This window comes from Methylobacterium sp. 10, assembly GCF_000519085.1.
GTDB lineage: Bacteria > Pseudomonadota > Alphaproteobacteria > Rhizobiales > Beijerinckiaceae > Methylobacterium.
Window position 1 is genome coordinate 867081 of the sequence record NZ_KI912577.1, and the last position, 22529, is coordinate 889609.

14 protein-coding genes and 1 tRNA gene are annotated in these 22529 nt (G+C 67.9%); 7 read left to right on the top strand and 8 right to left on the bottom strand.

Features of this window, described 5'->3' with window-relative positions:
- Positions 1–8 precede the first annotated feature (8 nt).
- Positions 9–84: transfer RNA gene (locus K368_RS0103975), tRNA-Lys, on the bottom strand.
- 102 nt (positions 85–186) lie between these two features.
- Positions 187–1761, bottom strand: coding sequence for a 2-isopropylmalate synthase (locus K368_RS0103980; RefSeq protein ID WP_027171252.1), 1575 nt, complete (start codon positions 1759–1761; stop codon positions 187–189).
- Between the two features lie 495 nt (positions 1762–2256).
- Here K368_RS0103980 and K368_RS0103990 point away from each other — a divergent pair, with 495 nt between their 5' ends.
- The 4 genes from K368_RS0103990 (at position 2257) to K368_RS23890 (ending at position 5940) form a co-directional block, all read left to right on the top strand.
- Complete coding sequence (locus K368_RS0103990; RefSeq protein WP_027171254.1) at positions 2257–2742, top strand: SRPBCC family protein; 486 nt, start codon at positions 2257–2259, stop codon at positions 2740–2742.
- A gap of 155 nt (positions 2743–2897) precedes the next feature.
- Positions 2898–3278 carry a hypothetical protein gene (locus tag K368_RS0103995; RefSeq protein WP_155935009.1) on the top strand — a complete coding sequence of 127 codons (381 nt, stop codon included), beginning with the start codon at positions 2898–2900 and terminating at the stop codon, positions 3276–3278.
- A 351-nt stretch (positions 3279–3629) separates the two neighbouring features.
- On the top strand, positions 3630–4997 hold the full coding sequence (locus tag K368_RS0104000) for a hypothetical protein (protein ID WP_027171256.1): 1368 nt from the start codon (positions 3630–3632) through the stop codon (positions 4995–4997).
- 214 nt (positions 4998–5211) lie between these two features.
- Entirely contained in the window at positions 5212–5940 is a 729-nt protein-coding gene (locus K368_RS23890; RefSeq protein ID WP_245259494.1) for an ABC transporter permease, read from the top strand.
- Between the two features lie 98 nt (positions 5941–6038).
- Here the strand turns inward: K368_RS23890 and K368_RS0104015 are convergent, their stop codons facing one another.
- A complete protein-coding gene (locus K368_RS0104015; protein ID WP_027171258.1) occupies positions 6039–8666 on the bottom strand; it encodes a bifunctional acetate--CoA ligase family protein/GNAT family N-acetyltransferase in 2628 nt (875 codons plus the stop codon).
- Positions 8667–8765: 99 nt separating this feature from the next.
- Here K368_RS0104015 and K368_RS0104020 point away from each other — a divergent pair, with 99 nt between their 5' ends.
- The 3 genes from K368_RS0104020 to K368_RS0104030 all read left to right on the top strand — a co-directional run bounded on the left by K368_RS0104020 (position 8766) and on the right by K368_RS0104030 (position 12112).
- Complete coding sequence (locus K368_RS0104020) at positions 8766–9428, top strand: class II aldolase/adducin family protein (RefSeq protein WP_027171259.1); 663 nt, start codon at positions 8766–8768, stop codon at positions 9426–9428.
- Between the two features lie 560 nt (positions 9429–9988).
- Positions 9989–10486, top strand: coding sequence for a MucR family transcriptional regulator (locus K368_RS0104025; protein WP_036265948.1), 498 nt, complete (start codon positions 9989–9991; stop codon positions 10484–10486).
- An 846-nt stretch (positions 10487–11332) separates the two neighbouring features.
- Positions 11333–12112 (top strand): restriction endonuclease, encoded by a 780-nt coding sequence (locus K368_RS0104030; RefSeq protein WP_027171261.1) that lies wholly within the window; start codon positions 11333–11335, stop codon positions 12110–12112.
- A gap of 93 nt (positions 12113–12205) precedes the next feature.
- Here K368_RS0104030 and zwf read toward each other — a convergent pair whose 3' ends face one another.
- The 5 genes from zwf to K368_RS0104055 all read right to left on the bottom strand — a co-directional run bounded on the left by zwf (position 12206) and on the right by K368_RS0104055 (position 22526).
- On the bottom strand, positions 12206–13786 hold the full coding sequence (gene zwf, locus K368_RS23895) for a glucose-6-phosphate dehydrogenase (protein WP_051439997.1): 1581 nt from the start codon (positions 13784–13786) through the stop codon (positions 12206–12208).
- 79 nt (positions 13787–13865) lie between these two features.
- Entirely contained in the window at positions 13866–15401 is a 1536-nt protein-coding gene (locus tag K368_RS0104040) for an efflux transporter outer membrane subunit (protein ID WP_081739671.1), read from the bottom strand.
- Positions 15402–15541: 140 nt separating this feature from the next.
- Entirely contained in the window at positions 15542–18829 is a 3288-nt protein-coding gene (locus tag K368_RS0104045; protein ID WP_027171263.1) for an efflux RND transporter permease subunit, read from the bottom strand.
- A complete protein-coding gene (locus K368_RS23900; protein ID WP_245259496.1) occupies positions 18826–19416 on the bottom strand; it encodes a DUF559 domain-containing protein in 591 nt (196 codons plus the stop codon). The genes K368_RS0104045 and K368_RS23900 overlap by 4 nt, the downstream gene beginning before the upstream one ends.
- Complete coding sequence (locus tag K368_RS0104055) at positions 19413–22526, bottom strand: MdtB/MuxB family multidrug efflux RND transporter permease subunit (protein WP_027171265.1); 3114 nt, start codon at positions 22524–22526, stop codon at positions 19413–19415. Before K368_RS0104055 ends, K368_RS23900 begins: the two co-directional genes overlap by 4 nt.
- Positions 22527–22529 lie beyond the last annotated feature (3 nt).

Here is a 22529-nt window from a genome sequence, read left to right on the forward strand (position 1 = left end):
GAATATATTGGTGGGTGCACAAGGGTTCGAACCTTGGACCCGCTGATTAAGAGTCAGCTGCTCTACCAACTGAGCTATGCACCCATTGCCTTGCGGCAGTCGCGGCAGCCACCAAACCCGCTGCGACGAGGGGGCTGATAGCAAAGGCCCCGGAGGCTGTCCACCCCCGGGGCCTTATTTTCCTGGCTAAACCGATGCGGCGTGCTGGGCGTGCAGGCGCACGGCCGTGGCCGAGAGCTTGTTCAGGGCGGAGAGATAGGCGCGGGCCGAGGCCACCAGCGTGTCGGGGTCGGCGCCCCGCGCCGTTACGCTGCGGTCGCCGGCCTTGAGGCGGACGGAGACCTCGGCCTGGGCGTCGGTGCCCTGCGTCACGGCGTCGACCTTGTAGAGTTCGAGCTGCGCCTCGTGCGGGACCAGGGCCTGGATCGCGTTGAACACGGCGTCCACCGGGCCGTTGCCATCGGCCTCCTCGGTGACGATGCGGTCGTCGATGGCGAGCTTCATCGTGGCGCGCTGTGGCCCGCGCGTACCGGCGATGACCGAGAGCGAGACGAGGCGGATTCGGTCATGCGCCGTGGCGAGGCCCTGGTCGACCAGGGCCTCGATATCCTCGTCGTAGACGTGCTTCTTGCGGTCGGCCAGCGCCTTGAACCGGTCGAACACGTCCTGCAGCTGGTTGTCGGCGAGATGCAGGCCGAGCTCCTCCAGCTTAGAGCGGAAGGCGGCGCGGCCCGAATGCTTGCCCATCACCAGGGAGGTCTTGGCGACACCGACGGAAGCGGGCGTCATGATCTCGTAGGTCTCGGTATGCTTGAGCATCCCGTCCTGATGGATGCCGCTCTCGTGCGCGAAGGCATTCCGGCCGACGATGGCCTTGTTGTACTGCACGGGGAAGTTCGTCGCGTGGGAGACGAGCTTCGAGGCGCGGGTGAGCATCGTGGTCTCGATGCCGGTCTCGTAGGGCATCACGTCGCCGCGGGTGCGGATCGCCATGACGATCTCCTCCAGGGCCGCGTTGCCGGCGCGCTCGCCGATCCCGTTCACCGTGCACTCCACCTGCCGGGCGCCGCCTTCCACGCCGGCCAGGGAGTTGGCGATGGCCAGACCGAGATCGTCGTGGCAATGCACCGAGAAGATCGCCTTGTCGGAATTCGGCACCCGCTCGCGCACCTGGCGGAACATGCTGCGATATTCGTCCGGCGTGGCGTAGCCCACCGTATCGGGCAGGTTGATCGTCGTCGCGCCGGCCCGGATCGCGGCCTCGACGCAGCGGCACAGATAGTCGATCGGCGTGCGCGTCGCGTCCATGGCCGACCATTCCACGTCCTCCACGAGGTCGCGGGCCTGGGCCACGGTCTTGAGGATGATCTCGACCACCTCGTCCTGGGACTTGCGCATCTGGTGGGCGAGGTGGATCGGCGAGGTCGAGACGAAGGTGTGGATGCGCCCCCGCCGGGCGAGGCGCACGGCCTCCCCGGCCCGCGCGATGTCGGCGGGGATGGCGCGGGCGAGGCCGGCGATGGTGGCCCGCTTCGAGCGGCGGGCGATCTCGGAGACGGCCTCGAAATCACCGATCGAGGCGATGGGGAAGCCCGCCTCGATGATGTCGACGCCCATCGTGTCGAGGAGTTCGGCCACCGCCAGCTTCTCGTCGAGGGTCATGGTGGCGCCCGGGCATTGCTCGCCGTCGCGCAGGGTGGTGTCGAAGATGAGGACCCGGTCCTTCGGGGAGGCGTTGGGCTGGGCGGTGATGTCGGTCATGGCGTGTCGTCCTGTCGGAGGCGCGGTCGCTGAGGGACGCGGCGCCTTGATCCATCGATCGGCTCGACGAGGCCCATCGGGAGCCCCGGTCGCGAAACGATCCCCTGAGAGCCCAGGCGCACGCGCCCGGACGGCCCTCAGGGGCGGATAAGGAGGAGAAGGCCGGCGAGGAGCGCCCGGGGACGCGCATGACCGCGCACCGCCGTGAAGGCGATGTCGGCGGTTCCCTGCGTGGAGCCGGCGCTGGCCAAGGCTCGTCTCTCCCGAATGGCGTAGCGGGCGCGCGAATGATGCGACCGAGCGGCTTCGTACCCCTCGACGCACGCGTTGACAAGGATCGTCCGGCACGCGCCGTCGTCCATCAAATCTCCGTGGGCAGGATCCCGGCCATTGTCGCGTGCCGGTTCGCGACTAGCTTGACAATCGTCCGTTCAACGGCACGGCGCGCACCCCGTACCGCGCCGACATAACAATATCGGAAGGAAACACCCGTCCATGTCGCGCACTTTCCTGCGTCGAATCGTGCTGCCCGGCCTCGTTCTGTTTGCCGGCACCGCCCCCGGCTATGCCATCGACCTCACCAAGACCATCGATATCGCGGCTCCCCCGGCCAAGGTCTGGTCGACGATCGGCGATTTCTGTGGCATCGGCAATTGGCACCCGGCCATCGCCAAATGCGAGCCCTCGACCAAGGGCGGCACGATGCTGCGCACTCTCAGCCTCAAGGGCGGCGGCGCCATCGTCGAATCGCAGACGGCGCGCGACGACGCGGCGATGAGCTACACCTACGCCATCGTCGAGAGCCCGCTGCCGGTCTCCGACTATTCCTCCACCCTCGCGGTGACCCCGAAAGGCTCAGGATCGACGGTGACGTGGACGGGGACCTTCAAGGCCAAGGGCGTCCCGGACACGGTGGCGACCGATGCCATTACAGGGATCTACGAGTCCGGCCTCGCGGCCATCGCCGGGAAGGCCAAGTGAGGCGCTCGCGCTCAAAGTGAGGCGCTGACACGGGCCCGGGATCGTCGCCGGAGACCCGATACCGGCGATTGACCGGCCCCTCGCGTGAAGGCAAGAACCCGGCGCGGCGTCCATGCCGTGCCGGCCGTCGCGCCGGAGCGTGAAGGAGAGCCCTCGTGACCAGGAACGTCGTGCCGCCGCAACGGGCCAGCCTGATGCTCGTCACCCGCCTCCTACTGGTCCCTTGCCTCGCCGCAGGGCTCGGAGCCTGCACCGGGTCCGGCCCTTCCCCGAAAACGGTCATGGCACCGACCGCCGCCCCGGTCGCTGCCGCCCCCGCCTCGGCCCCGTTGCCGGCAGGCTCCGGCTGCGGTCCGAGCATCGCCCGCACCCAGGCCGTGGTGGACAGCGACGTGGCGACCGGCAACCTGAACGCGCCGGTGGGCGCACGGTTCTCGGCCGACCTCGCGCACGCCTCCGAGGCCTGCAGCGCCGGGCGGGAGCGTGAGGCCATCGGCCTGCTCGCCGCCGCCAAATCGCGCTACGGCTACCCGTAGGCACGAGCGTTCGTTCAGGATCGCCGCATCCGACGAAGCAGGCCGTGCGTCACGGATCGACGTCGCGAGCGGTACCGAAGCACTCGAGCCCTTCACGAAAGTGTGAACGCGGCTCGTGGCGAATGGCGCCGGGACATGGGACCGCAAAGAGCGCAGGCGAGATCCGGTTGTTCTGGTGAACCATTGCGGATGACTGCCGCACTCAGCCCGCTTCGTCGACGAACATTGTGGGCGTTCCTGTCGGTGACTGGAAAGCCACACCTGTCACATCCGTGCTGCGTTGCCATAAAAGGGCCGGGAAATCTCCTACTGTCGCGGGCGACGGAATTTCGGTGACAGGCCCCGCGACGCATGAGCTCAGCGCCCAACAACATCACGCGCCTGCCGACCGCGAGGGCCACCGCGCTCGAGTCCAAGGAAGCCGTGGCCAAGGAAGAGCGGGCCCGGGCCAGCGAACTGGCGGTGAACGACGACCGCGAGCTGGTCCCCCGGCGGGACGACGAAGCCAAGCGGGAGCTGGCGCTCGATGCCGCGGAAGACGAGACGTTTTCCCTCGTCCCCCTGCCGCAGCCCGATCATAGCTGGAGCCGCACGCTGATCAGCTTCGGCCTCGTCGTGCTCCTGCCGCTGTGCCTGCTCGGGCTGTATTTCCTGTTCCTCGCCACGCCGCAATACTTCGCCGAATTCCGCTTCTCCGTGACCGAGGTGACGCCGTCGGCCGGCCCCCTCGGCGGAGGGAGCAGCGGGGGCACGGCCGCAGCGGCGGTCGCCAGCGCCATGGGCGGCCACGGCGGGGCGGTCAGCGGCGGCACCGCGCAGAACTTCGTCGTGATCGATTATCTCAAGAGCCGTCAGGTGGTCGACGAGCTGTCCCAGACCGTCAACATCCGCGAGATCTACAGCCGTCCCGAGATCGATTGGCCGAACCGGTTCGACAGGGGCCGATCGACGGAGCACTTGGTGCGATACTGGAACAAGATGGTCTGGGCGAATTACGACCCGCTCACCGGGCTCGCCTCCGTGGAGATCAAGGCGTTCCGGCCCGACGATGCCCTGACCATCGCCAGCCAGCTCGTCACCTTGTCGGAGAACCTCGTCAACAAGATCGCCAAGCGCGCCGAGGAGGATGCCGTCAAGTTCGCCGAGCAGGAGGTCGTCCGGGCCAAGGCCAGCCTCGACAAGGCCCGCGCCGCCATGGCCGAGTTCCGTGAGAAGGAAGGGGTGATCGATCCGATGCCGAGCGTCGTTACGGGCAATACCCAGCTCATCGGTACCTTGCGCGGATCGGTGTCGCAGCTGGAGGCCGATTACGACACGATCCGGAGGCAGAACCTCAGCGAGTCGGCGCCGTCGGTCCTGGCCCTCAAGTCCCGCGTCCAGGCCGCGCGCGAGCAGCTGGCCTCCGTGGAGCGCGAGGTTTCGGGCAGCCGCTCCGGCCGCAACGTCCTGGCCGGCGTCGTCGCCCGGTTCGAGGCCCTCGACATGGACCGGCAATATGCGCAGGCGATCCTGCTCACCTCCCTGCAATCCCTCGACCGTGCACGGGCCAGCGCGGCTGCCCAGCATCTCTATCTCACGCCCTACGTTCGCCCGGCCCTGCCCGAAAGCGCGGGCGGCCCGCGCGTCTTCCTGTCGATGGCGCTCGGAGCTTTCATCCTGGCAGCGATCTGGTTCATCGGCCTGCTCGCCGTGCGCTCGATCGTGAACAGCCGCGCCTGAGCGAGCCCGGCCTTCGATCGGCATGACCGCCGGCGCGGCCTCGGACAACATTCCGGTCTCGTGACGAGGCAACACCCGTCACGAGGTGCCGGTCCCGTAACCCGCCACTCCGCGTCACCCGACATCCTTGGATCGCGACTGAACGATGGCAAATTCCTCGATCGTCCTTCCGGCCGCTATCTCGAAGCAGAGGGCACGACCGTGGCTGACGATCATGACGTCGTTGATCGTCCGTGATTTCGGAGTTCGCTTTCGCAACTTCCATCCGGCCATCGGCATTCTGCTGTTCATCGAACCGATCGTCGTCATCGCGACCGTAGCAGGATTGCGAATCTATCTCTTTGGAAAGGAGCCTCCTTTTGGCCCGTCGGTACTTCTCTTCATGGGAACCGGCGTATTCCCGTTCTATGTCTTCCGGCGCTGTGCTCGCGGCGTTCGTAGCCTGAAGTCGCGGGCGGCAGAGTATTACTTCGTCAGGCCATTTGATTTCCTTCTGTCTCGTTTTCTGATTCAAGTCATACAAAATTTCATTTTGATGACAATCTTCTTTCTTGGACTTTACATTTATGGAATTCGAGAGGCCGCACCTTGGTCTCCTGATATGTGCCTCATCAGCCTTTTTGCTATCACTTGCCTATCCCTAGGAATGGCGCTCATCAATTCAAGCATTCAGTCGTATTTTCCCGGCTGGGGCAAAATCTACGCATTCTTGAGCCGGCCGATGATGATGTTCAGCGGCGCGTTCAAGACCGTCGATCTGTCCCCGGAACCCATGCGGACGATCTATTCATGGAATCCGCTCTCGCATGTGATCGAACTGTTCCGACTGGGTTTCTACCCGAATTATCCGCATGCCAGCTTCGATGCGATCTATCTCACCAAATGGTGCATCGGCACGATCTTCGTTGGGATCCTGCTGTACAACAACAAAGCCAAGGACTGAGAACGCTCACGCAGTTCCCGGCCAGCTCCGGTTGTCGCTCCAGGCACGACGGCGCAGCAGGAGTTTCAGAAGAGACACCGAGCCTCGCCCGTCTCCGTCTACGGCTCGCCGAGTGTCAGCCCGACCTTCATCACCGTGCCGTCCTCCTTGTCCGGATGGACCGAAAAGCCGAGGCTGCGGCACACGGCCAGCATGGGGCGGTTCTCCCGGAGCACCGTGCCTTCGATGCGCAGGAGCCCCTCCGCCCTCGCCCAGTCGATCATCAGCTGCATCAGGGCGAAGCCGAGGCCGGTGCCCTTGCGGTCGCTGCGGATGAGGATGGCATATTCGCCGCTCTCGTGGTTGGCATCGGCATGCAGGCGAACCGCGCCGAGCATCGACGACGTCTCCGCGTCGATGGCGACGAAGGCGATGGCGCGGGCGTAGTCGAGCTGCGTCAGCCGGGCCAGGAACGCGTGGCTGAAATCGCGGACCGGCATGAAGAAGCGCAGGCGCAGATCCTCGGCGCTGACCTGTTCGAAGAAGCTCTTGAACAGCCCCTCGTCCTCCGGTCGCACCGGGCGCACGGTGACCTTCTCGCGCTTCAGCACGAGGTTGCGCTCCCATTCCACCGGATAGGGGCGGATGGCGAAGCGCGGATTGCGGGTGCCGCCGCGCCGCTCCGGGGCGGGGCCGACCAGCACGCGGGCGTCCAGAGCCAGCACGCCGTTAGCATCGGCCAGCAGGGGATTGATGTCGAGTTCGCGTACCTCCGGCAGGTCGGCCGAGAGCTGCGCGAGCTTGACGAGGACGAGGCCGAGCGCCCTGCGGTCCACTGCCGGGACGTCGCGATAGGCAGCCAACCGCCGCGCCACGCGGGTGCGGTCGATGAGTTCGCTGGCGAGCCTGAGGTCGAGGGGAGGCAGGCTGAGCGCCCGGTCGTCGATGACCTCCACGGCGACGCCGCCCCGCCCGAACACCACCACGGGACCGAAGACGGGATCCTCGGCGAGGCCGGCGATGAGTTCGCGGCGCTTGCCCTTGCGCACCATGGGCTGGACCGCGAACCCCATGATCCGCGCATCCGGCCGCTGGCGGCGGGCACGGGTGAGGATATCGGCGGCAGCGGCCCGCACATCGGCCTCGCTGGTGAGGTCCAGGCGCACCCCGCCGACATCCGATTTGTGGACGATGTCCGGCGAGACCACCTTCAGCGCCACCGCGCCGCCCTCGGCGATGATGGGCCAAGCCGCCGCCGCCGCGGCGTCGATGTCGGGGGCGAGGGTCAGCGGCACGCTGTCGATGCGGTAGGCGGCCAGGAGGCCCGCCACGGCGTGGGGATCGAGCCAGGTCTCCCCCGCTTCGAGGGAGGCCGCCACGATGGCGCGGGCGGCCTCCACGTCGGGTGAGAACTCCCGCGGCAGCGAATCCGGCGTGCGCATCAGGTCGTCCTGCGCCTCGCGGTAGCGGACGAGGTGCATGAATCCTTCCACCGCGTCGGCATCCGTGGCGAAGCGCGGGATGCCGGCGGCGGCGAGCACCGCCCCGGCCTCCCCGTCATCGCCCACCGTCACCGCGAAGACGGGCTTGCGCCGTCCGCCCCTGCGCCGGGCCGCGCTCACCGTGTCGGCGATGGCCGCGGCGACGCCGGCGCTGTCGGAGCGGGCGGTCGGCACGTGGATGGCCAGCACGGCGTCGTTGGCGGGATCGGCGAGGAGGGGCGTGAGGGCGTCGGCATAGGCTTTTCCATCCGCCTCGACGCCGAGATCGGCGGGGTTGCCGCCGAGCCCCGCCGCGGCCAGCGTGCCGCCCCGGTCCGCGAGCCTGTCGGCGGCGAGCGCGCCGATGCCCTCGCCGTTCCCCAGGATGGCGAGGCGCTGGCCGGGGAAGGGGCGCTGCCGGCCCAGCGTCTCCACCGCCGAGAACATGGCGTCGAGCCCGTCGACGCTCAGCAATCCCGCCCGCCGGAACGCCGCCTCGTAGACCGCATCCGGCCGGGCGAGGGCGCCGGTATGGGTGACGGTATGGCGCAGGGGAGCCTCGTGGCGTCCTGTGCGCAGCACCAGGACGGGCTTGGCGCGCGCCGCGGCGCGGGCCGCCGACATGAACTTGCGCGCGTTGGGAATCACGTTCAGCGACAGCAGGATCGCGCGGGTGTGGATGTCGGCGGCGAAATGGTCGAGGCAATCGGCGATGTCGATGTCGCAGGCGGTGCCGAGGGACAGGATGGCCGAGAACCCCACATCGCGATGCGCGGCCCAGGCGACGATGCCCGCCGCCACCGTGCCCGATTGCGAGATCAGGGCGAGATCGCCCGCCTTCGGCGCCGCCGCGAACAGGCTGGCGTCGAGCCGCGCGCGCGGCACGGTCAGGCCCATGCTGTTGGGGCCGAGGAGACGCATGCCCCATTGCCGGGCCCGGTTGCGCACCGCCTCGCAGAGATCGTCCGGCAGATCGGATGTGAGGATGACGGCCACGGCGGCACCCCGCAGCCCCGCCTTCTCCACCCAGCCCTCCACCGCAGCGGCCTCCGCCACGATCACCACGAGATCCGGCGTCTCGGGCAGGTCGTCGAGGGTGGGAAGGCCCGCCTCGCCGACGAGATGGACGGCGCCGGCGAACCCGGCCTTGCCCAGGTTGCCGACCACGGCCTGGCCGAGCGCGCCTTGACCGAGTGCGCCTTGACCGAGGCCGACGACCGCGATCGCCCGCGGGGCGAGCAACGCCTCGAAGCGATAGGTGCTCATGGACTGGCGTGACCTTCGATCAGACCGGGGAGACGGCGTGCGACATCGCGCCGGACGGCAAGGTATAGGGCGCGGATCACTCTCGACCGGGGGAACCACATGTCAGAACCCACAGCTTACGAGATTTCCTGCGCGATCGTCGAGGCGATGCGCTCCCTCATTACCCTGGGCCTGAGCCAGGGCACCGCCGGGAACGTCTCGGTACGCGTCCGCGACGGCTTTCTCATGACACCCTCCGGCATCCCGGCCGATGCGCTGCGCCCGGAGGACATCGTGCCGATGAGCATGGAGGGGGAGCACGGCCATGCCCTCGCTCCCTCCTCCGAATGGCGCTTCCATCGCGACATCCTGCGGCAGCGGCCCGAGATCGGCGCCGTGGTGCATGCCCATCCGACCTATTGCACCGCCTTCGCCATGTGCGGAGCCGAGATCCCCGCCGTCCATTACATGATCGCCGCCGCCGGCGGCCCGACGATACGCTGCGCGCCCTATGCTCCCTATGGAACGGAGGAGTTGTCGGTGGCGGCGGTGGCCGCGCTCGACGACCGCCTCGGCTGCCTCCTGGCCAACCATGGCATGATCGCGATCGGCAGTAATCTCGGCAAGGCCTTGTGGCTGGCGGTAGAGATGGAGGCCCTGTGCCGCCAATACGCCGTCGCCCTGCAGGTAGGGAAGCCGGTCATACTGTCCGACGCCGAGATCGCGCGAACGATCAGGCGCTTCGAAAACTATGGGCCACGAAGCCGGGCAGAAACGCCTTGAGGTCGCCCCTTCGTCCCGATGGCTCGGTCCGCGATGATTACGTAGAGGTTGCTCGGCACGCGCCCTCGGAGGCCGTGAGCGGCCTCCCGTCGGCGGATTTCCCAAAAAAATTCTTCCCGGCGCAGGCGTTCGGCCACCCCGCCGGCCGCGTCACGCGCCGCAAGGATTAGCCGCTGCCGTGTGTAGTTTTTTACCGCTTCGCACATCTGAAGTTGCGAGGGTGAGCTAAAAAAGTTCACCAACCAGCATAAAGGTTCCGATTCCACAAATAACTTTTGTATTCTCTGTTCAGTTGTATTTTTTTTCAGGCCTAGGGAGCTAGAAAATCCCCTCTCATGCCACGACCATCGGCCGTTTCTCAGATGCCGAAAGCTCCCGCAGCACACCTGAAGCTTCGCTCAAATTGTTTCGGTTACCCTGGTCTTGCCAAAGCCACTTGCGCTTTGTTAATGGCTATCATACTAACTGCCTAGTCAATCCAAGCTGATGGCAAGACCTTTTGGCCGGACTCGATCGGCGCCTCGCTGCGGTCCAAGGCCGTCCTACTTTCGGGGGTGAGCGTGGAAATCGAAAACGACTTCGTGGCGGATTACATTGAGCTTACGGCGGATATCGTCTCGGCGTTCGTCAGCAACAATTCCGTGCCCGTTTCGGATATCCCAGCCCTCATCGCATCGGTTCATGCGACTCTGGGAAGCCTGACGACGGCGAAGACCCCGGAGAAGGCTGAGCCGTTGACACCGGCCGTGTCGATCAAGCGCTCGATCACGCCGGACTTCGTCATCTGCCTCGAAGACGGCAAGAAGTTCAAATCCCTGAAGCGCCACCTTCGGACGCGCTATTCCATGACGCCGGAAGAGTATCGGGCGAAGTGGAGCCTTCCGAGCGACTATCCGATGGTGGCACCGAACTATGCGGCCGCACGGTCGGAACTGGCGAAGAACATGGGTCTCGGCCAACAACGCAGAAAATCCCGGATGAAGGCACCCGTCGTGGAGGCACCGCCGACACCCGCGCCGCGTGGCCGCCGCCCTCGCACGGCCACCAGCGCCTCCTGAGCCTGACGAGTGTGTGGCTCGCTTCGCCGAGGCGCATCCTCACCCCGAGGTGCGGGACTTCGAGGTACAGGACTTCGAGGTGCGGGACTTCGAGGTGCGAGGCGACGGCCAGGGCAGAGCCACCAGGACACGGTCCGGTTTCCCGGGCGCTTCGTCCAACCCTAAGCAGGTTTCGCAAAAGTGGTCACCGGTTTTGCGTCCTGAAACCTGCGATACTTCGAGAGCCAAAGCGAGGTGAAGCGTAGGCTTGCCTACGCGAACCTGCTTAGTGAAGGCGAAGCAGAGCGTGTGACGAGGGGATGGGATGACCCATTCTCGTTCGATCATCGATCCGAGGCTGCTCGACATGTCTCGCGACGATCGAGACCTCCACGGACAGGCATCGGACGAAGGTGCCCGGAGCACCGTCGCGGCGAAACAGCCCACGGCCGCAAACCTATCCACAGGAGAGTTGTGGAGCTGGTGACTGTTCAGTTCGTCACGACAACCAGCCATACACGTGGCAATTGGTCCGTTTATCAAAAAAATCGAACCTGTTTCCACGATACATTTGAATGAGACTCATTCCTATCCAGCAGGCTCGAGAAGCGATGCCGGGATCGGGACATGATGTCCGTCGAACGTCCACAGCATGACAAGATCCGTGCCCGATCGAACCGGGGATCACACCGGATCTTCTTGAGAGAGACTGAGGACGCCCCGTCCTCTTTCATGCCGCGAGACGATGACGCCCCCTCCGGCAGCCTGTCGCCACCGCGCCGTTAGGCCGGTCGCAAGGCCCTCCCTGCATTCTGCGGATGAGGCAGGCGGCCGATGCGGACGCGCCGAAAGCAGGAAGGGATGCGCATGTCCGGTCGATCGAGCCTCGTGGCGCGCCTGTTCTGGACCACGATCGTCGGCGGCGGCTTCGCCTTCTGGTTCGGTCCACCCGCCCTGGCTGCCACCGGCCTCTGCCTCTGCCTGATCCTGCTGCATCGCCTCGACAGGCCCCGCCGCTTCCGGAGAACGGTCCGCCGGCTCGCGCGCGCCCATGCCGAGACCCTTGCCCTGCGCCGCCGCCAGGAATGTTTCGAGGATGCCTACGGCAACCGGATCGACGACGGCTGGCTGCGCGAGCGGGATTACTTCGCCGAGCGGACGATCCTGCCTCATCTCGACGCAAGGGGCTTCACCGACCTCGCCGATACCCGCTGGTCCGTGGTCCTCGACATCATCGAGGATGTCGCCCTGTCCGTCGATCTGCCGGACGAGGACGAGGCGCCGGAGGACGGCATCGCCTATGAGCGCTTCTGCGCCGAGGCCCTGCGCGAGGCGGGCTGGTCGGCGCGACCGACGAAGGCCAGCGGCGACCAGGGAGCCGACGTGGTCGCCGAGCGCTCTGGGATTCGCCTCGTCCTCCAGTGCAAGCGCTACACGAAGCCCGTGGGCAACGCAGCGGTGCAGGAGGCCTCGGCGGCGGCGCGCTATTGGCAGGCGGATATGGCGGCCGTCGTCTCCAATGCCGGCTTCACCCCCGCCGCGCGCAGGCTGTCCGGCGCCACCGGCGTCCTTCTCCTCCACCACGATGCCCTGCGCACTCTGGCACCCATCCGCAGATCCCGGCGCATCGACGCCGAACCCGCCTGACGCGCGGGCCTCACCCCTCCGCGCTACGATGTTCTCACATCTCGCGGGCAGCACGGGTCCCCTCTCCTTTCAGGAGAGGGAGTCCGCGGCGCCTCATGGCGAACCTTCTTGGATGGAGGGAGCAGCCGTCGAGCGGATGGGTGGATCCAGGATCCCCTCCACGAGGGGAAGCCAGGCCCGCCCGTCGCGGGCGAGCAGGGCATCCGCCCCCGCCGGTCCGTCGCTGCCCGCCCCATAGGTCTCCACCGGGGCATCCCTCCAGGCCTGGATGAGGGGATCGACGGCGGCCCAGCCCGCCTCGATGGCGTCGGCCCGCTGGAACAGGGTCGGGTCGCCGACCATGCAGTCGTAGATCAGGGTCTCGTAGCCGACGCTCGGCGCCTGGGCGAAGAAATCGCCGAACCGCACCGAGGAGGTGACCGCGCCGAGGCGCATGTCCGGCCCCGGTCGCTTGGCGTTCCACTGGGTGCTCAATCCCTGTTCGGGGTCGATATGCAGGCGCATGACGTTCGGCGCGAGAGCGGTGCCCGCGAACAGGCCGTGGCTCGGCGGCTTGAAGTGCACGGCGATCTCGGTGAGGCGCCCCGCCAGGCGCTTGCCCGTGCGCAGGTAGAACGGCACGCCATTCCAACGCGGGTTGTCGATGGTGAGCGTCAGGGCGGCGTAGGTCTCGGTGCGGGAATCCGACGCGACGTCGGCCTCCTCGCGGTAGCCCCGCACGGCATGGCCCTGCTCCTCGCCGGGCGCGTACTGGCCGCGCACCGCAAGGTCCGGCGTCGCCGGCCGCACGGCCTCCAGGATCCGCGCCTTCTCGGTGCGGATGTCCTCCGCATCGAAGCTGCCGGGGGGCTCCATCGCCACCATGGACAGGAGCTGGAAGAGGTGGTTCGGCACCATGTCGCGCAGAGCGCCGGTGGGCTCGTAGAAGCCGCCGCGCTGCTCGACGCCGATGGTCTCGGCGGCGGTGATCTGCACGTGGTCGATGTGGTCGGCGTTCCAGATCGGCTCCAGCATGGCGTTGGCGAAGCGCAGCGCCAGAATGCTCTGCACCGTCTCCTTGCCGAGGAAGTGATCGATGCGGAACACTTGGGCCTCGGCGGCCTGGTCCAGGATGCGGGCGTTGAGGGCGCGCGCCGAGGCGAGATCGGTGCCGAAGGGCTTCTCGATGACCACGCGGCGGAAGGCGCCCTCGCCTTCCTTCAGCAGGCCCGCGGCACCGAGATGGTCCACCACCGGGCCGAAGAAGCGCGCGGACACGGCCAGATAGAAGATCGCGTTGCCGCCGATGTTCTGCGCGAGCCGCCGATAGGTCTCCGCCGCCTCGAAATCCCCCTTGGTGAAGGTCAGGCGCTCACGGACGAAGCCCCAATAGCCGGGATCGATGGAGTCCGGATGGAATTCGGAGGTCCGGTCCTGGGTGAAGGACTGCATGGTCTGCGAGAGGTCGTCGCGCCATTGCTCGCTGGTGCGGTCGTTATGGTCGATGCCGACGATCGTCAGCCCCTCCGCGAGCAGGCCGTCCGAGGCGAGGTTGTAGAGGGCCGGCATCAGCAGGCGCTTCGTCAGGTCGCCGGCTGCCCCGAAGATGACGAGGGTGCAGGCCGGCGCCGTCCTGACCTCGTCGTTGGCGCGGCGCTGCTTGCCGTCGCTCGTGGGGGCATCGGGAAGGGTCATGGGAAGGGCACTCCGGGCATCGACGGCGGTCAAACCGCCGATGCCCTGCGCCGTTCCGATCCAGGGTGCAAGGCAGCGATCACTCGTCCGTGCGGACCGCCTGTCCCCGGTCGATCGGCAGGCGGTCGCCCTTGAGTTCGTCGGGGGTCGGCAGGCTGCGCACGTCCCAGCCGCCGCCCAGCGCCCGGATGAGGGTCACCGCCGTGGTGAAGCGGTTGAGCCGCACCTGCAGCGCGGTCACCTCGTTGTTCAGTTCCAGCGCCTGGGCGGTGATGACCGTGGTGAAGTTCTGCGTGCCGGCGCGGTACTCGTTGAGGGTGATCTCCACCGCCCGACGGGCGGAGGCCACGGCCTCCTCCTGCGCCGCCTGCTGGCGGGCGAGGATGCGCACGCCGGCGAGCCCGTTCTCCACCTCGGCGAAGGCGGTGAGCACGGTCTGGCGGTAGGTCGCCACCGTGGCGTCGTAGGCGGCGCGGGCGATCTGCACGGCGGCGGTGCGGGCGCCGCCGTCGAGGAGCGTCTCGCTGCCGGCCGCGGCCACCGACCAGACCTGGTTGGCCGCAGAGAACACGCCGTTGCTGGTCAGGCCCGAGACGCCGCCGGAGCCCGACAGGACGAGGGTCGGGTAGAAGGCCGCCACGGCGACGCCGATCTGCTCGCTCTGGGACTGGACGCTGCGTTCGGCCTGCGCGATGTCCGGCCGCCGCTCCAGCAGGGCGGAGGGGATGCCCACCGGAACCGCCGGCGGCGCCTTGGGCAGGCTTCCCTTCGGCAGGGACAGTTCGGAGGGCGGACGCCCGATCAGCGTCGCGATGGCGTGTTCGAAGGTCGCCCGCTGCAGGCCCACCGCGATGGCCTGGGCCTGGGTCGACTGCACCTGCGTCTGCGCCGTGATCACGTCGGACCGGGCCGCCACGCCGGCATTGTACTGGTTCTCGGTGATGGCGAGGCTCTTCTTGTAGGCCACCACCGTCTCGTCGAGCAGGCGCTGCAGGGAATCCTGGTAGCGCAGGCTGTAATAGTTCGTGGCGACCTCGGACTGGATCGCGAGGCGCACGGCCGCCAGGTCCGCCGCGCTGGCCTGGGCGTTGGCCACCTCGCTCTCGATGTTGCGCCGGATGCGGCCGAACAGGTCGAGCTCCCACGAGGCCTGGGCCTGGAGCGAGACCGAGGTGCGCTCGGTGCCGAGGGTCCGCGAGCGCGTGATCGTCGGCGCGCCGATGACCGTGGGGTAGAGCGACGAGCGCGCCTGGGCGACGAGGCCGCGCGCCTGGTCGTAGGAGGCCAGGGAGACGCGCAGGTTCTGGTTGTCCACGTCGACGAGGCGGATCAGCCGGTCGAGGGCGGGGTCGCGGAACACGCGCCACCAATCGCCGCGCTCGGCCCCGTCATTGGGCTGCACCGCGCGCCACCCCTTCCGCGTGGCCACATGGGCCACGCTGTCCTCGCGCATCCCCCCCTGCTTGAACGCCAGAGGCGTCTCCACGGACGGGCGCGAGTAGTCGGGCCCGACCATGCAGCCGGAGAGGGTTGTTGCGAGGAGGAGGACGGTAACGAGCGAGCGCGACGGGCTGCCTCTCCTGGAAGGAGAGGGTTGGGGTGAGGTGTGTGACACCTCCGAAAAGTCCACGCACCTCACCCTGTCCCTCTCCTTCCAGGAGAGGGGACCTGCGCCGTCATCTGAGAGCGGCGCGCTCCCGCTCGAAAGGGAAGCGCCGAGCCTGCTCATGCGACTGTCCGTCAAACCGCCCACGCTCATTCGGCCGCGCCCGGAACCACGCCTAAGGCCGGGCGCCGCCGACGGAGGCGGTCGAGATAGAGGTAGACGACGGGCGTGGTGTAGAGGGTCAGGATCTGGCTCACGATCAGGCCGCCGGCGATGGCGATGCCCAGGGGGCGGCGCATTTCCGAGCCTTCGCCCCCGGCGAGGATGAGAGGCAGGGCGCCGAGCAGGGCCGCCAGCGTTGTCATCATGATCGGCCGGAAGCGCAAGAGGCAGGCCTCGAAGATCGCGTCCTTCGGCGTGGCCCCGCGGGTGCGCTCGGCGTCCAGCGCCACGTCGATCATCATGATGGCGTTCTTCTTGACGATACCGATGAGGAGGAACACCGCGATGAGCGCGATGATGGTGAATTCCGTGCCCGAGACGAGAAGCGCCAGCAGCGCGCCGATGCCGGCCGAGGGCAGGGTCGAGAGGATCGTCACCGGGTGGACGAAGCTCTCGTAGAGGATCCCGAGGATGGTGTAGACGGCCACCAGCGCCGCCAGGATCAGCAGCGGCTGGCGCGAGGACGAGGCCTGGAAGGTCTTGGCCGCGCCCGCGAACTCGCCGTGGATCGTCGCCGGCAGGCGTAAGGCCGCCTCGGCCTCCTCGATGGCGGCGGTGGCGTCCGACAGGCTCTTGCCCGGCGCCAGGTTGAACGAGATCGTGGTGGCCACGAACAGGCCCTGGTGGCTCACCTGCACGGGCGCGTTGCCGGTCTCCACCCGTGCGAAGGCCGAGAGCGGGATCATGGTCTCCTTGGCGCTCGAAACGGGCGCGCTGGACGAGGCGCCCGCCCCGCCGGCGATGGCGTTGGAGGCGGCGTTGCGGGCGGAATCCGCGGCGATGGTGGAGGCCGTGGTTCCCGTCGCCGCAGCCCCGGCCACGGTCCCGGCCACCGCGTTGGTGACGGCCGAGCCCCGCGCCTTGCCGCCCGAGGTCGAGACGAAGACGGTCTTCAGGGTCTCCGGGCTCCGCAGGTAGCGCGGCGCGATCTCCATCACGACGTGGTACTGGTTGAGCGGGTTGAAGATCGTCGAGACCTGCCGCTGGCCGAAGGCGTCGTAGAGGGTGTTGTCGATCTTGTCTGGCGTGATGCCGTAGCGGTAGGCCGTGGCCCGGTCGATGACGAGGCGGCTCTCGAGCCCGCCCTCCTGCTGGTCGGAGGTGACGTCGGAAAAGACCGGGTTCTTCTGCAGCGCCTCCACGAGCCGGGGGGCCGCCGCGTAGAGCTCGTCGGCCGTGTCGCCCTGCAGGGTGTACTGGTACTGGGCGAAGCTCTGGCGCCCGCCCATGCGCAGGTCCTGACGCGGGAACAGGAACAGCCGGGCGCCCGCCACCTGCGCGAGCTTGGGGCGCAGACGGGTCATCACCTCGGTGATCGAGACCCGCTCGCCCCGCGGCTTCAGGCCGACGAAGACGTTGGCCGAGTTGGTGGCGCGCCCGCCCGTGAAGCCGACGACGCTGTCCACCGCCGGGTCGGCCTGCACGATGGCGGTGGCCTGTTCCAGCTTCTGCTTCATCGCCTGGAACGAGATGCGCTGGTCGGCCTGGATGCCGCCCATCATCTGCCCGGTATCCTGCTCGGGGAAGAAGCCCTTGGGGACGATGATGTAGAGGTAGACGTTGAGCCCGATCGTCGCGAACAGCGTGGCGAGGACGAGGCGGCGATGGTTCAGCGCCACCCGCAGCGTGCGTTCGTAGGCGCCGAGCGTCCCGGCGAAGCCCCCCTCCAGGGCGCGGATGAGGAGGTTCGAGCGCGTCTCCCCGCCGCTCCCGCCCCCGCCGCCTCCATGCCCGCCCTCGCGCTTGAGCAGCAGGGCGCACATCATCGGCGTGGTGGTGAGCGAGAGCACCAGGGAGATCAGGATCGCCAGGGACAGGGTGACGGCGAATTCCTCGAACAGCCGCCCGACGATCCCCCCCATCAGCAGGATCGGGATGAACACCGCGATCAGCGACAGGCTCATGGAGATGACGGTGAAGCCGACCTCCTTCGCCCCGACGAGGGCGGCCTCCAGCCTCGGCTTGCCGAGCTCCACATGGCGCTGGATGTTCTCCAGGACGACGATGGCGTCGTCGACCACGAAGCCGGTGGCGATGATGAGGGCCATCAACGACAGGATGTCGAGGCTGTAATCGAGGAGGTACATGGCCGAGAAGGTGCCGATGATCGAGATCGGCACGGCCACCGCCGGGATCAGGGTTGCCCGCCACGAGCGCAGGAAGGCGAACACCACCCCGATGACGAGGACGACGGCGATGACCAGGGTCTCCTCGGTCTCGGCGAGGGAGGCGCGGATGGTGGCGCTGCGGTCGCCGGTGACGGTGAGGTCGATGTCGCCGGGCAGCGCGGCCTTCACCTGCGGCAGAGCCGCCTCCACCGCCTTGATCGTATCGACCACGTTGGAGCCGGGCTGCTTATAGATGAACAGGATCACGCCCGGCCGGCCGTTGACGAGGCCGAGGTTGCGTTTGTCCTCCACCGAATCCTCGACCTTGCCCACATCGGTGAGGCGCACCCCCGCCCCGTTGCGGTAGGCCACGACGATGTCGCGGTAATCCGCCGCCACCCGGCCCTGGTCGTTGGCGTAGAGCTGGTAGTGGCGGGTGTCGGTCTCGATCGCGCCTTTGGGCGAATTGGCATTGGCCGAGGCCAGGGCCGCGCGCACCCCTTCGAGGCCGATCCCGTAATGGTAGAGGGCGGTGGGATCGAGCTCGACCCGCACCGCCGGCAGCGACGAGCCACCGATATCGACATTCCCCACACCGGGGAGCTGGGACATCTTCTGCTGCACCACCGTGGCGGCGGAATCGTAGAGCTGGCCCGGCGACAGGGTGTTCGAGGTGAGCCCGAGGATCAGGATCGGCGCGTCGGCCGGGTTGAACTTGCGGTAGGTGGGGTTCGAGCGCAGGGCGGTGGGCAGGTCGGCCCGTGCGGCGTTGATGGCCGCCTGGACGTCGCGGGCGGCCCCGTCGATGTCGCGGTTGAGGTTGAACATCAGGACGATCCGCACCGTCCCGACGGAACTGGTGGAGGTCATCTCGCCCACATCGGCGATGATGCCGAGCCGCCGCTCCAGCGGCGCCGCCACCGTCGTCGCCATGGTCTCCGGCGAGGCCCCGGCCATCTGCGCCTGGACCAGGATGACGGGGAAATCGACCTGGGGCAGCGGCGCCACCGGCAGCTTGAAGAACGCAAAGATCCCCGCCAGCAACACCCCGATGGTGAGCAGCGTCGTGGCGACCGGGCGCCGGATGAACGGTTCGGAGACGTTCATGGGCGGGGGGCCGGGCGCATACTCCCTCCCCCCTCTGCGGGGGAGGGTGGCCCGGCCGTCAGGCCGGGTCGGGAGAGGGGAGCGACGCGGCCGGACGCGGCGCGAGCGAGCCGCGCCGCGACGGTCGCACCGACCGTGTCGAGGACCGAAACGAGATCGCTGAGGACACGGTCATTCGGGAAGCGCAGAACCTCGAAGCCCTGCTTCCGCAGCCAGACATCGCGCGCGGCATCGCGATCACGGCGCGCGTCCTCGTCATGCGGGGCTCCGTCGAGTTCGACGATCAGACGGGCGGACGCGCAGAGGAAATCGGCGATGTAGGGCGGCAGGGGAACCTGGCGTCTGAACTTGAGCCCGCGGAAGCGGCCACCGCGCACCTGCTGCCAGAACGCATCCTCGGCGAGGGTACGGAGCCGCCGTTGCTCGCGGGCGAACGCGCGCAGATGGGGAGTGGGTCTGACGAGGGTGCGCCCCTCGTCGCTCTTCGCGTCCGATCCGGAAACCGGGCTCCCCTCTCCCGACCCCCTTCGGGGGCCACCCTCCCCCGCAGGGGGGGGAGGGAGAGCGGCGGCGAACTCCCGGCTCACGGCGTCACCCCCACCGTCTTCGCCCCGCCGCCGCGCTTGAACCGCCGCTCCAGGCGGTCGAAGGCGAGGTAGATCACCGGGGTGGTGAACAGGGTCAGGACCTGGGAGACGATGAGGCCGCCGGCGATGACGATGCCGAGCGGCTGGCGCAGTTCCGAGCCGACGCCGGTGCCGAGGATGAGGGGCACCGCCGCGAACAGGGCGGCCAGCGTCGTCATCAGGATCGGGCGGAAGCGCAGGAGGCAGGCCTCGTAGATCGCGTCGCGCGGAGCCATCCCCTCCTCGCGCTCGGCCTGGAGGGCGAAGTCGATCATCATGATCGCGTTCTTCTTCACGATGCCGATGAGGAGCACGATGCCGATGACGCCGATGATGTCCAGCGGCAGCCCGTAGAGCATCAGGCCGACTAGCGCGCCGATCCCCGCCGAGGGCAGGGTCGAGAGGATCGTGATCGGGTGGACGAAGCTCTCGTAGAGCACGCCGAGCACGATATAGACGGTGACGATGGCGGCGATCACCAGGAAGAGCTGGTTCGAGAGCGCCGATTGGAAGGCGAAGACCGAGCCCTGCGGCACCACGCGGAAGCTCGGCGGCAGGTCGATCTCCTTGCGCGCCGCCTCGATCGTCTTCACCGCATCGCCCAGCGCCACCCCCTCGGCGAGGTTGAACGAGACGGTGGTGGCCGGGAACTGGCCGAGATGGCTGATGAGGAGCGGCGCCCGGCGTTCGCTGATCCGCGCCACCGCCGAGAGCGGCACCTGCCCCGAGGCCGCCGTGGAGGAGGGCAGGAAGATGCCGTTGAGGCTGTCGAGGGTCTTGTGCAGGTCGGGATCGGCTTCGAGGATTACCCGGTACTGGTTCGACTGGGTGAAGATCGTCGAGACGATGCGCTGGCCGAAGGCGTCGTAGAGGGCGTTGTCCACGGTGGCGGGGGTGATGCCGTAGCGGCCGGCGGTGGGCCGGTCGATGGTGACGTAGGCGGCCAGCCCGTTGCCCTGGAGGTCGCTGGCCACGTCCGACAGCAGGGGCGAGCGCTGCAGCGCCTGGACGAAGCGCGGCACCCACGTCTCGAACTCGGAGAGGTTCGGGTTCTCCAGGATCACCTGGTACTGCGTCGCGCTCACCGCCGTATCGATGGTGAGGTCCTGCACCGGCTGCATGTAGAGCCGGATGCCGGCGACCCCGCGCGTCGCTTCCTTGAGGCGGCGGATGATCGCGCCGGCGTCGGTGGCGCGGCCCTCGTGCGGCTTCAGGTTGATGAGGAAGCGGCCGGAATTGAGCGTCACGTTCTGCCCGTCGACGCCGATGAACGAGGACAGGCTCGCCACGTCCGGGTCCTGCAGGACGATCCGCGCGAGCTGCTGCTGGCGGTCCGCCATCTCCGCATAGGACACGGTCTGGTCGGCCTGGGTCACGCCCTGGATCACGCCCGTGTCCTGGACCGGGAAGAACCCCTTGGGGATGACCACGAACAGGTAGGCGGTGAGCGCGATGGTGGCGAGGGTGACGACGAGGGTGAGGCCCTGGTGGTTGAGGACGATGCGCAGCATACGCCCGTAGCCGGAGATCACCCCGTCCATGGCCCGCCGGCCGGCGCGGGCGATGACACCCTCCCGGCGCTTGGCCTCCGGCGCGTGCTTGAGCAGGCGCGCGCACAGCATCGGCACCAGGGTCAGCGATACCACCGCCGAGATCACGATGGTGGCGGCCAGCGTGATCGCGAATTCGTGGAACAGGCGCCCGACCACGTCGCCCATGAACAGGAGCGGGATCAGCACCGCGATGAGCGAGACCGTGAGGGAGATGATGGTGAAGCCGATCTCGCGGCTGCCCTTCAGGGCCGCCTCCATCGGCGAATCGCCCTCCTCCACGTGGCGGGCGATGTTCTCGATGACCACGATGGCGTCGTCGACGACGAAGCCGGTGGCGATGGTGAGCGCCATCAGCGACAGGTTGTCGAGGGAGAAGCCGTAGAGGTCCATGATCGAGAGCGCGCCGATCAGCGAGAGCGGCACCGACAGGCTCGGAATCAGGGTCGCGGACAGGCTGCGCAGGAACAGGAAGATCACCAGCACCACGAGGCCGATGGCCAGGGCCAGTTCCACCTGCACGTCGTGCACCGAGGCGCGGATGGTGGTGGTGCGGTCGGTGAGCGGCGTCACCGTGACGGCGGCGGGCAGCGTCCCCTGGAGCTGGGGCAGAAGCGCCTTGATCTTGTCCACCGTGGCGATGACGTTGGCACCGGGCTGGCGCTGGATGTTGAGGATGACGGCGGGCGTCTCGTCCATCCAGGCGCCGAGCTTGGTGTTCTCCGGGCCGTTGACCACGTCGGCCACATCCGAGAGCCGCACCGCCGAGCCGTTCCTGTAGGCGATGATCGCCTGCTCGTAGGCCTTCGGGTCGCGGATCTGGTCGTTGGCGTTGATGGCGTAGGACTGGGTCGGCCCGTCGATCGTGCCCTTGGGCGTGTTGACGTTGAGGTTGGTGATGGTGGTGCGCAGATCGTCGATGTTGAGGCCGTAGGCGGCGAGCGCCCGAGAGTTGAAGCGCACACGCACGGCGGGGCGCTGGCCGCCGCCCATGCTGACGAGGCCGACGCCGGAGACCTGGCTGATCTTCTGGGCGAGCCGCGTCTCGGCGAGATCGCGCACCTCGGTGAGCGGCATCGTCGTCGAGGTCAGGGCCAGCGTCAGGATCGGCGCGTCGGCCGGGTTGACCTTGGCGTAGACCGGCGGCGCCGGCAGGTCGGAGGGCAAGAGGTTGCCCGCCGCGTTGATGGCCGCCTGGACCTGCTGCTCCGCGATGTCGAGGCCGAGATCGAGGCTGAATTGCAGGGTGATGACCGAGGCGCCCGCCGAGCTCTGCGAGGTCATCTGGTTGAGGTTGGCGAGCTGGCCGAACTGCCGCTCGAGCGGCGCCGTCACCGCCGAGGTCATCACCTCCGGGCTGGCGCCGGGATAGAAGGTCTGCACCTGGATCGTCGGGTAATCCACCGACGGCAGGGCCGAGACCGGCAGGTTCAGGTACGACACCATGCCGACGAGCAGGATCGCCAGCATGAACAGCGTGGTGGCCACCGGGCGCAGGATGAAAATGCGGGACGGGTTCATGGG